The sequence below is a fragment of the Pirellulales bacterium genome, from assembly GCA_035533075.1.
Classification (GTDB): Bacteria; Planctomycetota; Planctomycetia; order Pirellulales; family JAICIG01; genus DASSFG01.
The window spans coordinates 1-14,933 of sequence record DATLUO010000248.1 but is presented as its reverse complement, the minus strand read 5'-3'; the positions used below and the strand labels follow the sequence as shown (position 1 = coordinate 14,933).

The 14,933-nt window shown below is 63.7% G+C and carries 11 protein-coding genes; 2 read left to right on the top strand and 9 right to left on the bottom strand.

The window, feature by feature from the left end; genetic code table 11:
* Positions 1–414 precede the first annotated feature (414 nt).
* Positions 415–1,659: a PQQ-binding-like beta-propeller repeat protein gene (locus VNH11_31015; GenBank protein ID HVA50815.1), complete on the top strand. Its 1,245-nt coding sequence runs from the start codon at positions 415–417 to the stop codon at positions 1,657–1,659.
* A 9-nt stretch (positions 1,660–1,668) separates the two neighbouring features.
* Here the strand turns inward: VNH11_31015 and VNH11_31010 are convergent, their stop codons facing one another.
* From VNH11_31010 to VNH11_31000, 3 genes are all read right to left on the bottom strand, one after another.
* Entirely contained in the window at positions 1,669–6,936 is a 5,268-nt protein-coding gene (locus VNH11_31010; GenBank protein ID HVA50814.1) for a M56 family metallopeptidase, read from the bottom strand.
* A gap of 123 nt (positions 6,937–7,059) precedes the next feature.
* Positions 7,060–7,452 (bottom strand): BlaI/MecI/CopY family transcriptional regulator, encoded by a 393-nt coding sequence (locus VNH11_31005; protein HVA50813.1) that lies wholly within the window; start codon positions 7,450–7,452, stop codon positions 7,060–7,062.
* A gap of 77 nt (positions 7,453–7,529) precedes the next feature.
* Entirely contained in the window at positions 7,530–8,054 is a 525-nt protein-coding gene (locus VNH11_31000; protein HVA50812.1) for a hypothetical protein, read from the bottom strand.
* 845 nt (positions 8,055–8,899) lie between these two features.
* Here VNH11_31000 and VNH11_30995 point away from each other — a divergent pair.
* On the top strand, positions 8,900–9,556 hold the full coding sequence (locus VNH11_30995; protein ID HVA50811.1) for a Uma2 family endonuclease: 657 nt from the start codon (positions 8,900–8,902) through the stop codon (positions 9,554–9,556).
* A 9-nt stretch (positions 9,557–9,565) separates the two neighbouring features.
* Here VNH11_30995 and pgi read toward each other — a convergent pair whose 3' ends face one another.
* From pgi to VNH11_30965, 6 genes are all read right to left on the bottom strand, one after another.
* Entirely contained in the window at positions 9,566–11,203 is a 1,638-nt protein-coding gene (gene pgi, locus VNH11_30990) for a glucose-6-phosphate isomerase (protein ID HVA50810.1), read from the bottom strand.
* Positions 11,204–11,382: 179 nt separating this feature from the next.
* Complete coding sequence (locus VNH11_30985) at positions 11,383–12,180, bottom strand: DUF4198 domain-containing protein (GenBank protein HVA50809.1); 798 nt, start codon at positions 12,178–12,180, stop codon at positions 11,383–11,385.
* A gap of 134 nt (positions 12,181–12,314) precedes the next feature.
* Positions 12,315–13,193 carry a DUF1559 domain-containing protein gene (locus VNH11_30980; GenBank protein ID HVA50808.1) on the bottom strand — a complete coding sequence of 293 codons (879 nt, stop codon included), beginning with the start codon at positions 13,191–13,193 and terminating at the stop codon, positions 12,315–12,317.
* A gap of 129 nt (positions 13,194–13,322) precedes the next feature.
* A complete protein-coding gene (locus VNH11_30975; GenBank protein HVA50807.1) occupies positions 13,323–14,003 on the bottom strand; it encodes a hypothetical protein in 681 nt (226 codons plus the stop codon).
* Between the two features lie 94 nt (positions 14,004–14,097).
* Positions 14,098–14,454, bottom strand: a complete 357-nt coding sequence (locus VNH11_30970; protein ID HVA50806.1) for a hypothetical protein — start codon at positions 14,452–14,454, stop codon at positions 14,098–14,100.
* Position 14,455: 1 nt separating this feature from the next.
* Positions 14,456–14,933: DUF1559 domain-containing protein (locus VNH11_30965; GenBank protein ID HVA50805.1), on the bottom strand; the 478-nt coding region annotated here is incomplete at its 5' end.

The window sequence follows — 14,933 nt, the reverse complement described above, 5'->3', positions numbered from 1 at the left end:
GAAGTAACTTGCATGTTCGGCCTCCTTGCCGCGGGTTGCCTGGGATGTTTGATGCACCACAGGTTTACCCGTTTTTGGCATGGAGGCCGATTTCAATTTGACCGAAACTGCCTCGCGAAAACCGCGAAACTTGAACTTAGTTTACCATCGCATACGGCGAATGAATACCGAGGCGGTGTCTTATGGTCACGTAGGGTGGGACCAGCGAGCTTGCGAGCGCCGGCCCACCGAGCGTGACGTTGCCGATGCTGGTGGGCCGGCGCTCGCAAGCTCGCTCGCTCCCACCCTACGACGATCGCTGCGTCGGTAAGATCAACTCGACTTTAAGACACTACCGCAGGCCCGGCGACTAGCGACCGCCGCCGTTGCGGGTACAATCGAGTTTGATGCCCTCAGCCGCAAGGAACCCCCCGGATGCCCGCCGTTCTCGTGATTGCAATTCTTCTCGCCACTTTTTGTTCCACCGCCTCGGCGGGCGAGGTTTGGCCGCAATTTCGCGGCCCCAATGGGCAAGGAATCTCCGACGCCAAAGGCTTGCCCATCGAATGGAGCGAGACGAAGAACGTCCGCTGGAAGACGCCGATTCACGGTCGCGCCTGGTCGTCGCCCGTCGTCTGGCATGACCAGATTTGGCTGACCACCGCCACCAACGACGGCAAAGAGTTGTCGGCCCTCAAGATCGACCGCGAAACGGGCAAGATTTTGCTCGACAAGGTGGTGTTTCACATCGCCCAGCCGCAGTTCTGCTTCGACTTCAACAGCTACGCCTCGTCGACGCCAGTCATCGAAGAGGGCCGAATCTACGTCCATTACGGCAGCCACGGCACGGCATGCCTCGACACGAAAACCGGCGAAACAATCTGGACGCGTCAAGACCTGCCCTGCAATCACCACCGCGGCGCAGGTTCGTCGCCCATCCTGTTCGGCGGCCTGCTGTTCATCCATTTCGACGGCTACGACCTGCAATATGTGGTAGCGCTCGACAAAGCGACGGGGCGGACCGTTTGGAAGCGCGATCGCGACATCGACTACGGCACGTCCGACGGCGACGCCAAGAAGGCGTACGCCACCCCCACGATCATCGAGGTCGCCGGTCGGCCGCTGTTGATCAGTCCGGCCGCGGCCGGAACCACGGCCTACGACCCTTCGACCGGCGAACCGGTGTGGAGGATACGGCATGGCGGGATGAACGCGGCGTCGCCGCCGCTGTTCGGGCACGGCCTGCTCTACCTCAACACGGCCGACGGCGGCTTTCGCGAATTTGCGGTGCCGCCTACCGGAACCGGAGACATCACCGCGAGCGTCGTTTGGAAGCAGCAACAGGCGATGCCCGTGCGTTGTGCCCCGCTGCTGATCGACGATCTGCTGTTCATGGTCAACGAGGCGGGCATATTAAGCTGCCTCGACGCGGCCACCGGCGAACTCGTCTGGCGGCATCGGCTGGGCGGTCACTACAGCGCCTCGCCCGTTTACGCCGACGGCCGGATCTATTTTTCCAGCCAAGACGGCGATTTGCCGGTGATCGCCGCCGCCCGGCACTACGAGCCGCTGGCCACCAACCAGCTCGACGACGGTTGCATGGCCTCCCCCGCCATCGCCGGCCGGTCGCTTTTTATTCGGACCAAGAAGAGCCTGTATTGCATCGAGCAAGGGGAGTAGGTTCGTCGTTCACCGGAGTTCCTTCGTCTTCACATCGCCCAACTTTAGTTTCTGTCCGACACCCAACTCGTATTGTTCGGGCGTCATGCCGATCATCTGCTTGACCCACTGCGCCAACGGCACCTGCGCGGCTTGCAACTCGCGTTGCTCGGCCGTGAGCGGAGCGCGAAAAAACGTGTCGCCTTGCTTGAAGTCGAGCGCGAACCGCTCACCTGGCATGATGTTCTCCACTTGGAACCGGCCGTCGCGGTCGGTCCTCATCGGTGCCTGTCCCAGACGCGCGAATCGGAGTATCTCCGACGCACTGCGACGAGCGTAGTTGATCTGTACCAGCGCGTCGGCGATCGGCTGGCCATCGGAGTCGAGAGCGCGGCCGCCGATGCTCGCCGATGCGGCCAGCCGGACCGTCACCGGACCTCGCTCCTCGCCCGTCAGCGTTATCGAGGCCGCCAACCGTCGTTCGGGGTGGAGAACGCAGACGCGCCGGGGCGGGTCGGGACCAAGGGCGTAAATGGTACAGCTCGGTTTCGCGACTCTGAAGATGATTGGCCCCGTGTCGGTGAACCCGGAGACAAACGCATCGGAGACCGGCTGGCCCTGCTCGTCTTCAATGGCAATCTTTACGGTCTTGCCCGGATCGACCGGCAAATCGCACGTCACCGGCTTGCCGCCCGCCGCCAGGTCGATGACCTTGACCGCGTTCTCGGTCATCAGAAACTCGCTCGAACCACCGATGCCGGTGAAAAAGCGGTCGTCGCCGTCAACCGTGGTCGGCACGCGTTGACTGTCTTCCGGGCTAAAGCTCGCCTGGCGATAGGGGTTGATCCTCCTACCGTCGAGGTACTGGCCGTCATACACCTGAACCAACAGCACGCCGGGGCCGGGCATGGCCAACATGCGGAAGTGGCCCTCGTCGTCGACGGTCGCCGTCGTGGGATCTTCGCAATCCGCTTGGTCGGCGAAGTGGTTTCCCGGCAGCGGCGCGAATCGCAGGCCGGCGTGGACTCCTTTGCCCGTGATCCGATCGAACACGCGGCCCTCGACGACAATGCCGCGTTTCAGTTCGACGTCGGCATCGAGCACCGCCTGAGTCGACGCGGCCGGAAATTGCAGTAATCGGTCGAGAACCTCCTTGGGGGCCGGCGCATGAACACCCAACAAGACCGGCTCGTTGCGGGGATGACCGTGCAATACATAGCGGCCGTCGGCGTCGGTGACGGCCGAAACATCTACGCCCCAGCCGCCGCTCGCCGAGTAAACGCTCGCGCCGGCCACCGGCGCACGACTGGCGCCGGTAAATACCCTACCGCGAATTACCAGCTCCGCCTCAACGACTTGCTCGATGACCGGGCCTGTGAGCTGCGGCAACATTCCGCGGATGCGCGTAGGAGGCGTGCGTGCAGAAAGCGTCAGCCTGTTGTAGCTCTTCGCGTCAAAACCTGCGCGGTGTACGACTCGCAACTCTTCATAGGCGTGTCTCGCCGCTCGGATTTCGACGGTCGCCACTCGCTCGACACCAATGCCCGAAAGCTGAAAGCGGCCGTCGTCATCGGTCACCGCGCCCATGACTGAACCGAGCGGCGCGTGCAAGCCGCCGCCCCGATCAAGTTTCATCCACGAATCTCGCCACGACTGTTTCCAGGCGACTAAAAAAGAATCGAGGCTTCCGTCGCGCGGGGCCAGCACGCCGCCGACCGTGACCCGCGCCCGCGCGACCGGGCGGCCTTCCGTGTCGGTCACGCGGCCGCGGAGCGGGCGATCTTCGACCAAGCGGAGCGTGACGTCCGGCGGCACCTGGCCGCGCGTAACCTGTACCCAATCGATGCCGAATCCGGGTTTGTGTGCGACGAGGCTTGATGGCACGACCGTTGGCGGCATGTCGTTCTGGGCCAAGGCGATTTGAAACCGCCCTTCACCATCGGTGGCTCCGCGCTTGGTGACGATCATCCGCGACGGGGGCTGGGACGATTCGATCTGCGCCCAATACAAATCCGCACCCGCCGCCGGCCTGCCGTCGGGCAACAGCACGCGGCCGCGAAGCGTCACGACTTCTGCCTTGCTGTTGTTCTGGGCTGCGGCGACTTGGTCGGCGTCTTCTACCACTTTCTTCTCCGGCACGACCGGCAACTGAGCCTCGTTTGCATTCGGTTTTACTTGGCGCCTGACCTTGATGTCGCCGACGTCTTTTGTCTCGCCGGACGCAAGATGCCGAAGATCGTTGACGTAGATGCGACTGTCGCCGCTTACGTACGTCTGCATGTTGTAGATGCAACCGGTCGGCAGGTCGGCGTGCTCGAATCGCCCGTGCTCGTCGGTTGCCGTAAAACCCAGGTTGCCATTCGAGCCGCCTCCTGTTCCGTACCAAAACAGCTCCAAGCTCGCCCCCGGCACGGGGGCGCCATTTTGATCGACGACGCGGCCGACGATTTTGGCCGCCGGCGCGAGCGCGGCCGTCATGGCGCCGGTCGGATGATCGGCCAAGCGCACGTTCACCGCTTTGACGAGCTTGCGCGCTTTGTGGCGGACGACCACCGTTCGCGTCTCGTCGGGGCCGAGCTCGACGACTTCAAACGTGCTACCCTGAACCGCAGCGCCGAACCCGTGCCAGGTCGCCGACTTGCCGTCGGCTTCGAAACCCGTCAGCGGCCGACCGTCCGGATCGACGACATTCACGGTGATTGTTCCGCCAGGATCCAGCGCGAGATCGCATGCCACCCTCTCCACTCCGGGCGGAGGTTCGACTTGCTTCATGGCGTGAAGCGATCGCTTGTTCGCAGCCTGCGGACACAAATAAGTGTCGAAGCTGCCGAACTCGTCTGCACCCGCAATTTTTTCCGAGCCCACCCCGTGGCGATACCGGTTCAATAGACATTTGGCGCCGACGATGCCTTGGCCGGGCAAGCCCACTAGGCGAAAACTGCCGTCGGGACGCGTGGTGTAGCGGTCCTCGAAGCCGTACCTCCCGAGAGACGCGTCAAACTCGGGCAGTGCCTGAGCGTAAGGGTTGGAACGGAAAGGCCAATAGTACATCCGTGCCATCACCCCTTGGCCCGTAGCTTGGTCGGTCACGCGACCGGCGATCCAGATCCCGCGGTGCAAGTCGATATCGACCGTCACCGGTTTGAGCGATTGCTGTTCGCGAACCCGCGCGCGGCGCATGAGATACGGCTGATTGTCGTTTGGAATGGCGATGAGTTCGTTGCCGGTCCCTTTCGGCATGCCGTTCAGACGATAGTGGCCGGATTCGTCGGTCGTCGTCCCCAAGACGTGCAACCGGCTCCAATCGCGGCCCGCAAAGCTGAAGCTTTCGATGCGAACGCCCGCCAGCGGCGTGCCGCGATCGGCGTCGCGCACGACGCCTTCCATCGGTTGGGTGGGCGATGCCGCTATTTCGAGATCCGCCCCGTACACCGTCAGCGAGTCGCTGACGCCGAGCCGTTGTTTCATGGGCTTAAGCGCGCGTGTGACGACCTTGACTTCGGTGTAAGCGATCGTCGGGCCGTGGAGCGACAGCTCGACGACTCTCTCTTGCCCTAGGCCGGCGAGGCGGAAGCGGCCGTCGCGGTCGGTCACCAGTTGTTGCGGTAGCAACGTGTCGACGTGAAGTCCCGGTCCGGCGAGCAGGTTTGAAGTCGTGAAATTAGATTCTCCCCGTCCGACAGCTTCCAGCCAAGCGTCGAGATTGCCGCCGCTAGGTGCATAGATCAGCCCTGGCTTCACCTCGACGCCAGCGATCGGGCGGCCCTCAAGATCGACGACCCGGCCCGCGATGGCCGCGTAGTCGACGAGCTGGAGCGTTAGTTCCTGGCCGACGGGAATGTCGCGCCATCGGATCCATGCCAGGCCGAAGCCTTTGGCACTGGCAACGATCATCGCCTCCTTCCACGTGTCGGCCGGCCCGAGACCGATGGCATACTCGGATTTACGAAAGGAGACGGTAAATCGTCCGGCGGAATCGCACTTCGTTTTGGCCAGCGGCGGGTAGCTAATCAAGCGATGCCACCAATGCAGGGCCGAGACCGTTGCCCCGGCGAGCGGCTTGCCGTCGGGATCGACGACTTTGCCTGCGACGGTGACCAGGTCGTCTTCGGGTGGCTGGTTTTCTGCGGTCGCCGCCGACGGCGGCTGTACTACATCGTCGGCGGATGCGCGCGGCGCGAAGCGGATGGCGGCGAGCGTCGTGACGAGCAGAAGCACGCCGGCCAGCAGCAGTCGCGCGGCGCGCGAGCTTACCGGCAGATGTGAGCAAGCGCGATCGAACAGGGCGCTCAGGCGATGTTTCAGGTTGCTGCGCTGGGCCATGGCCACGGCGGCGGCAAAGGGCACGGTTCGATACGAGCGGGCGATTTGCAATAGCTCGGCGGCGTAGTCGCTGGCCCGCTCGCCGGCCAACACTACGCAGTCGTCGCAGGCCAGCTCGCGCTCGATCCGCAAGCGGCGCAGAGCGTACCAGGCGAGGGGATGGAACCAATACATCGCACAGGCCGCGCGACCCAGAAGCTGGCAACCGACGTCGCACCGCTTGATGTGGGCCAGTTCGTGCAACAGCACGGTCCGCCGCAGGCGATCGGTCCACTCGCGGGCGTGCCGCGGCAACATGACGACCGGGCGGAACAGGCCCCAAGTCATCGGCATGAGAGGCGCGTTGGTTTCGTAAAGGCCGACGCGACGAGCCAGCGCGAGACGTTGGCGGAGCTCGTCCAGCAGTTTGGTCCACTGCCCGTCGTCGATCGCGCGGGCGCGGCGGCGCAGAAGCAGCGTGCGGGCCAGCCCGACGACCAGCGGCGAAAGGGCGATGAAGGCACCGGCGAGCCAAAGGGTGGCAAGGTTGAGCCGCCGGCGAACGGTTGGCGGTTCGAGGTGGAGGCTTGTTTCGCCGCGGAGCGGCGCCACGTAGCCCGCTTGCTCCGCAAGCGGAAGGGCGTGGCGCGCGAGTTCGTCGGCGATGGGTGAAGGCGTCGCGGTCGGCGGCGCGGGTTCCGCTTGCGGAGCAAGCGGGCTACGGCCCTCCGCTTGCGGAGCCAGCGGGCTACGGTACGGCAGCACGGCCAGCCGCCATTCGGGCAAAGCCGCTGACAAGCCGGGCAAGATCACCAGCGCGGCAAACGTCAGGCACCAGATCCGATGCCGCACCGCCGCCGATGATCGCCGCAAGAGCACCGTCGCCACCATCGCCACGGCCAGCAGCACCGTCGCCTTCGCCGCCGCGTCGAACAAGAACTGGGCGAGAGGTGAATCCGCCTCGTCGGCCAGCCACAGACCCAATCGCGTCCACATGTCACCGTTCCTCCCTTCGCATTCGATGGCCACCCGTGGCAAACAACTTGTTCCGCCCGCTCCCACTAACCACAAACCACAAACCACTAACCACCCCCAGCAAGCGCGGACGCTTGCTCTACGTTACTGCCCGTCCCTGCGCGCCTGCTCGATCAGTTCCTGCATGCGGCGATAGTCGGCGTCGCTGAGGCGGCCGGACGAAACGTCGAGCAGGGCCGCCACGGCGTCGCTGGCCGAGCCGGCAAAAAAGGTCTCCAGCAAGTGCCCCACAGCCGAGCGACTGGCCGACTCGTGCGACTGCGTCGGCCGATAGACGTATTTCAGGCCGCTACGGCGGTGACGCAGGTAACCCTTGCTCTCCAGGTGGCGGAGCATGGTCCGCACCGCCGAATAGCTGGGCGGGTCGGGCAAGCGCGTCCGCACCTCGCCCACCGACGCTTCGCCAAGCCGATAGACGGCGTCCATGATCTGCCGTTCGCGCCGCCCCAGTTCTTGCGGACCCTTGCGTTTGGCCATGACGACCACCTCCTGCATCGTGTTACTGAATTGCCATGTGGCAATATATAAACACAAGGCGGCGTTGTCAAGCGGCACTACAGCAGTTCGTCAGCGTCGGCACTGGGGTCCTTCTTTGGCTGCCGCACCGGCGGATCGCAAAGGAACTCGTAAGAAAAGGCGCCCAACAGCGTGCCGCGTTGGACCTCGTGGCACTCCAGGCACTGCCGCATTGCCCGCAACGAGCCGAGCGCCCGAACGCGGCCGGGCTGAGCGTCGGAAACCAGGTCCTCTCCTTGAATCAGCGATGCGAGTGCTCGCTGCTCAAAAGCGTCGAGCTCGCGGACCGGCGCCTCGCGCAGCTCAGTCATGTTCGGCAGACGTTCCGACACATAGACCATCGGCCGCTCGTGCTTGAGCAGGCTCACCAACTCGACACGGACGGTCAGCCAGCGCAGGCGAGATTCACCCGCGATCAGCCGTGGCTCATTCCGGTAAAAACTGTGCGGCTCGAATCCGGCCACATGTTCGCGGTCGCGGACGTAACCGAAACCGTCGGGGTCGAGAAAATCGCGGCGGGCCTCGTCGTGCAGCGCGCCGAGTGGACCGCGGATACTTGACATCGTTGCCTCCAATTCGCCGACCGCCTCAACGGGCAGAGCACCGGGAACGGGGCTGCCCTCGAAATCCGGTCGCCGATCAAGCGGCCGGGTTTGCCGCCCGCGCCGACCGCCACGTTCGATCATCGCCGGCGAGAGGCGAATCATTCTGCCGACTCCGAAACCGGGACTCGTTACAAACTGCTCAGTATAGCTGGCATGAACGAGACGAAGCGCATAGCTTCGACGGCTCCATGACCTCCACTCCTCAGCTCTGTCTAAACGGTTCAGCGTGCTCACCGGAAGAACGGGTGACAGGGCGGTCGCTTTCGGACTGACCTGGCGAGGCCGGACAGCGTTCGCTTCGTAGGCGAGCCGCGCGGACATTGACTCGAAGGAATAACGCTCCCTATGGCGCGCCCACGAATGCACATTCGCCTGCCCAACGATGCCAATGGCGGCCAGCGATCCTGCTAAAGCCGAACCGAGAAAAACCGATTGCCGTGCCCTGGCGAAGGTGCAAACGACGCCGATCACCAAAAGCACCACGCCCTGAAGGAAAACGGCAGGGCTGGCGGACATCGCGGCTAAAAGAAACGCACCGAGGAGACCAACGGCGAGAGCCACGAAAAACCTCTCAACCGCGCGGTTGCGAGCAATTTGAAACACCGCAACAGCGGCAACGAGCTGGATCCCAGCGCCAATCAGCGTCGCTAAGAACATCGGTCGGCCCTCGCAAGAAGTGAAATGAGGTTACCAGCAGCCTAGCACGTCAGCAGCAACTGAGGCAATCGTCTTGTTCGCACGCGCAGGGCGGCCTAATCTAAAGAGAGCGAGAATCCGCCAACAAAAGCGCCGAGCACCAAACTATGGCCACGATTGCACCTCCCGTCAGCGGCGACCAACGAGTCGTTTTTCACGATGTCTCCTGGGAGACGTACGTCGGCTTGCTCGACGCGCGTGGCGAGGGTGTCGTTCGACTTATCTACCATCGCGGAGTGCTGGAAATCATGACGCTCTCGCAGTTGCACGAAAGATGGAGCCGCTTCTTGCACCGTTTCGTCGTCGAGATCACTCAAGAGTTGGGGCTGGAATTGGCATCCGTCGGCTCGACGACCATGCACGCCGAGCGGCTCCAGAGCGGCGGTGAGGCCGACGAGTCGTACTACATCCGACATGAAGAGGAGGTCCGCGAGCGCGAAGAATACGATCCGGACATCGATCCTCCGCCCGATCTCGCGGTGGAAGTCGATCTCTCATCCAGCTCCGGCCGCCGCATGTTGGTCTTCGCCGAGCTGGGTATCCCCGAATTGTGGCTCTTCGACGGCGAACACCTGGCGTTCAAATCGCTCGGCGACGACGGCAAGTATCATCCGATCGAGCGCAGCCTGTCGTTTCCGGTCGTGCGAAGCGTCGATTTGGAGCGATTCGTCAAGCGTCGAGGCACCATCGGCGAAAACGCCTTGGCAGAAGAGTTTCGCCAATGGCTGCGAGAATCCATCGGCGCGACGGGCGAGCAGCCGTAGGGCGCTGGCCTACTGTTCGGTCTTCCGCTTGCGATACCGGCGGATCAGGTTATTCGTCGAGCTGTCGTGTGCCAGCCCGGCGTCGTCCCCCGCCGTCAGCTCGGGGATGATCCGCTTGGCCAGCATCTTGCCCAGCTCCACGCCCCACTGGTCGAACGAGTTGATGTGCCAGATCGTCCCCTGCACGAATACTTTGTGCTCGTAGAGCGCCACCAGCTTGCCCAACGCTTCGGGCGCCAGGCGATCGAGCAGGATCGTGTTCGTCGGATGGTTGCCCTCGAACGTGCGGTGCGGCACCTGGAAGTCGGGCACCTTGTCCTGGCGCACTTCGTCGGCCGTCTTGCCGAAAGCCAACGCCTCCGTCTGGGCGAAAAAGTTGGCCATCAGCAGGTCGTGATGGTCGCCCAGCGGATTGAGCGACTGGCAGAAGCCGATGAAGTCGCAAGGAATCAGCTTGGTGCCTTGATGGATGAGCTGGTAATAGGCGTGCTGGCCGTTCGTGCCCGGCGTGCCCCACACGACCGGCCCGGTCTGATAATCGACCGTGCGGCCGTCGAGATCGACGTGCTTGCCGTCGCTCTCCATGTCGAGCTGCTGCAAGTAGGCGCTGAACCGCGAGAGATATTGATCGTAGGGCAGCACGGCCAGCGTCTGGGCGCCGAAGAAGTTGTTGTACCAGATGCCCAGCAGTCCCAAGAGCACGGGCAAATTACGCTCGAACGGCGCCGTGCGAAAATGTTCGTCGATGGCGTGAAAGCCCGCCAGCATGCGGCGGAAGTTCTCGGCGCCGACGGCGATCATCAGCGACAGGCCGATGGCCGAATCGTAGGAATAACGCCCGCCGACCCAGTCCCAGAACTCGAACATGTTGGCCGTGTCGATGCCGAACTTGGCGACTTCCTCGGCGTTGGTCGAGACGGCCACGAAGTGCCGCGCCACGGCCTTGGCATCGCCAAGCTGCTTCAGGCACCAATCGCGGGCGGTATGGGCGTTGGTCAGCGTTTCCAGCGTGGTGAAGGTCTTCGACGAGATGATGAACAGCGTCTCAGCCGGATCGAGATCGATGACCGCCTCGGCGATGTCGGTGCCGTCGATGTTCGACACAAAGCGGCAGGTGAGGTCGCGGTCGCTGTAGTGCCGCAGCGCTTCGTAGGCCATGACGGGACCCAGGTCCGATCCGCCGATGCCGATGTTCACGATGTTGCGGATGCGCTTGCCGGTGTGCCCCTTCCACGCGCCGCTGCGAATCTGGTCGCAGAAGCGGGCCATCTTGTCGAGCACGGCGTGGACCTGCGGCACCACGTTCTCGCCGTCGACGACAATGTTGGCGTCCTTGGGCGCCCGCAGAGCGACGTGCAAGACGGCGCGGTTTTCGGTAACGTTGATCTTTTCGCCGCGGAACATGGCGTCGATCCGCTCGCGCACGCCCGACTCTTCGGCCAGGCGAACCAGCAGCTTCAACGTCTCGCTGGTGACGCGGTTTTTGGAGTAATCGAGATAGACCCCCTCGGCCTCCAGCGTGAAGGTTTCTCCGCGGCGCGGATCGCCGGCGAAGAGCTGCCGCAGGTGCATGTCGCGGATTTGCTGATAGTGGGCCTGCAAGGCGGTCCATGCCGGGCGGCGAGTCAGCGGTTGGGCGATGGCCATGATGGTTGCTCCTTCGTGATTGCGGGTTCACCCATGACGGTATCAGAAACCGGGCGGAATGGCCATGATCGGCGCAATCGTTCTGGAAGCGCTCGACCTGCTCGTGGATTGCAAGAATCAGCGCGTCGTGCCTCGCGATCCGCGCAGCCCCATCTATGAAATCGAGTGAGGTTGCCGCCTCACTCCAGGCAGCACGGGCAAACTTGCGGCACCAGCACGGTGATCGAGGCGGAATACTTGGTGCTGGTGTAACCGGGACCGCTGGCCTGGGGATCGACGTGATGCACGACGATAAGGTAGTAGTTGCCTTCCGTGGGCGTGAAGCCGGCCAGCCCTTCGGCGTCGGTCTTGCGCTCGTAGCGATCGTCGAATCCTTCCGCCAGCGTCTCGCCGCGCGGCACAAAGCTGACGCGCGCGTCGCGGAGCGGCTTGCCGTGATAGAGCACTTGCAATTCGATCGGCGTGCCGGGTCCCATCGGCGTGACGAGGTGCGATTTGGGCACCAGTTCCAGCGTGTGGCCCAGGGGCCGGTCGAGACGGCTCTCGTCGCGCTCCACCTGGTCGAGGCTGGAACTGACGAGAAAGTACGTCTTGGCGCTCTTGACGCTGCGCGTCGGCGCGTAGCTTACCACCTTGTCCATCGTGTGTGCCACGACGTAGAGGCCTACCTCCGACGCCACGAACCGCGCCGACCAATAGCCCTCCGACGGCGCGTAGCCTTGATCGACCATCCGCTCTTTGAGGTCATATCTGCTGCCACCGGGCGCGATCACTTCCAGCCGGCTGGCTTCGCGGTCGGGCTTGTCGGCCATTTTGAAATCGCGATGGTCGTTGCCGTGATTGCCGAGAAACAGATCGACGAACACGACGTCGCCCGCCCGCACCACGCTGGCGTTGGTCTGCACCCAGGTGTCGTGGGCCCGGGCGTTGCCGCAAAGGCAGGCCAAGGCCGAGAGAAAGGCAATGTGAAATTTCATATTGATGTTTCCTACAATGACGGAGATTGAACGTCAATAGTCGCTGTTAAGTCGTAAGATGGGCCGGCGCTCGCAAGCTCGCGGGCGCCACATTACGCTCGTTCCCGGCCAAATGGGGCATTTCGTCGCGGCTATCAACGAGAATCGCTGTTGACGGCCTCGCCGCCGGCGCGCGTGGCCAGGGCGTCGTAGACCTCAACTGCGATGGAATTGGTAATGATGTGTACCGATCCGTCGCCGTAGAGAAAGTTGACCAGGTTCGGGTGGGAGCTCGACAAAGCGTCGGCGTCGGTCACTTCGGGGTTGTTGGGGATGTGCGGCCCGCAGTGCCCAAGGACCAGCGCGGCGCTCGACTCGACCGCGGTGGGGTCGAGGTTCGAAGGCACGTCACCGCCCGTCACGGCGCCGACCCACGTGGTGAACGACATCCGTTTGCTGCGCTCCGCCACAAAGAGCGTATTGCTCAGGCCGTCGAGAAAGTTGGCTGGGCGAAACCACTGATCGCGCAAGAACGCGCCGTCGTTGATCGCCGCGGCGTCGCTCACTCCCTGGTTGCCGTTCACGGCCACGTAGTTGCCGTAGGCCACGACGGTCGACGTGCCATCGACGGTGAACGACTTCGGTGCCGGGTCGGAAGGGCATAAGAAGAGCGGCAGCACGGTGGTCCGGGCAAACAAGTTGCGGGCGTTGCCGATGTCCAGCCCCCAGTTGATCCTTTCTTCCAGCGGGGCTTGCTCCAAGTCGGGCAACAAGTACGACGCCCAGCCCCAACCCGGCCCGAACTCCGTTCCATCGGAGGCCACGGCCGTCAGGTAGCCCGCCGGAAAGTGGAGCGTGCATTCGTGATATTGATGTAACGCCAGCCCGATTTGCTTCAGACTGTCAGTACACTGTGCCCGCCGTGCCGACTCACGTGCCGCCTGCACGGCCGGCAGCAGCAGTGCGACCAGGATGCCGATGATGGCGATCACCACCAGCAGCTCGATAAGGGTAAATCCTCGTTTGCGAATCATGATGGTTCTCTCGTGGTTAAGCGGTCCAAGTCAACGCCGCAGGGTGCGACGCACCGCAGCACATGCACAACACGGCGCATGGCGATCGGCGCAAAAGACGACGTCCAGCAGCGAATTGCGGCGCTAGGGCTAGACGCGGGGCGGCGGCGTCGGAGGAGAGAACGAAGTGACGATGAGTAGGCAGTTTCGCTGCGCCACATGGCCGGTGGGAATCCATTCGAATTCGTAGGCGGCCATGGACGGCGGCGGCGGCGCGGCGCCGAGCAGGGTCCACAGCGGAGCCATACCCGTGCAGTGGCGATAGGCGGCGATGCTGATCCACTTTGTCGCGGCGCGATCGGACGTTTGCGACCGGCGGGGCTGCTTGGAACAGCAGGAAACGCGACGTAGACCGCTCACTCCGTGAGCGGAGCGGCTCTGCAGTCCTCTCAGGCCCCACCTGACGCAAGACGTTGCGGCTGTCTCGCGCCGTTCCGCTTGCGGAGCAAGCGGGCTACTATCCGCAAACGGCTCCGGATCGACGTGATGCTCCGCGGCCCAGGCCAGTTTTTCGTCGTTGGAAAAACAGCAGCAGTGCTCTTTGCAGCCGGCGGCGTCGTGACAGCCGCAGGAACGGTCCATGCAGGGGAACGCGACGCTACGGTCTTTGCGCACCGGGCCGGGCAACGGCACGCCCACCGCGGCGGCGAGAAACGCGACCATCGCAACGGCGGCCAAGCCGTCGCGGAAAAGCCGCAGCAATCGTTTCTCTAGCCGGCGAGAGCGCATGGTGGGAGTCTGGGGCGAGGCGGGCGAGCATGGGTCAGACAACTCGCCCTAGGTACGATGATCGTAGTCCCCTGCCCTGGCCCCGTCAACCAGCTACGGACCGCGCTGGATGAACGGCCTCCGTTCGCATGTTCACCTACGCCCGCCGCTGGGCTTTCATAAACTCGTAAAGCTTTTCCGCCGCGGGCCGCCACTTGCCGGCGCGGGCCATCTCGATGATCTCGTCGAGATAGCTGACGGCCGGCGCCGATAGCTTGCCGTCCTTCTCATAGGTCCGCAAGCGCTGCTCGCAGTCGTCGAGCAGGCGCGGGTCGCGCGCCCGGACCGCCGTGAATAGCGCATCGACGGTGTCGAACACCTGTTCGTCGCCGCCCAACTGCGGCGGAGCCGCGGACCAAACCCACCAGGCCCCGGCGGCGCAAAGCGCCAGGCAAACACCCACGGTCGCCCACACTACACGGAACCCGGCGCCGCTCGGTTTTTTGTTTGACATGTTACTTGGCTGCTGCGTCGGAAGGAACCTCGCCCGCGTTCATCGTCGAGAGATAGAACCACGAGTAGGCATCGATCAACGTGTCGATCCATCGCACGGAACCGTCGCCGAACAGCACGTTGCCGCCGGGCGGCCCGTGCTCGGCGTACATCTCGTCGGTGTGTCCGAACGGATCGCCGGGAGCGTGGATGATCACCTGGGGATGGTCGTGAGCGTCGGGGCCGCTATGCACGCCGACCAGGCAGCCGCCGCTATTCGTGTCGCCCGGAAACGGCCGCTTGGGCGGCGTGCAACTCCAAGGCACCACGCCGACCCAGGTTTTGTCGGTCAGTATGGAACTCGCCTCTCCGACAAAAACCGTTTGTGACAGGCCGTCTCGGACGTCGGCCGGCCGCGTCTGCGAGTTACGATAAAACGGCCCGTTGATCACGTCCATGAGCGGACCGACCGGCTCCGGCACGGTGAAATCGTAGGAATAG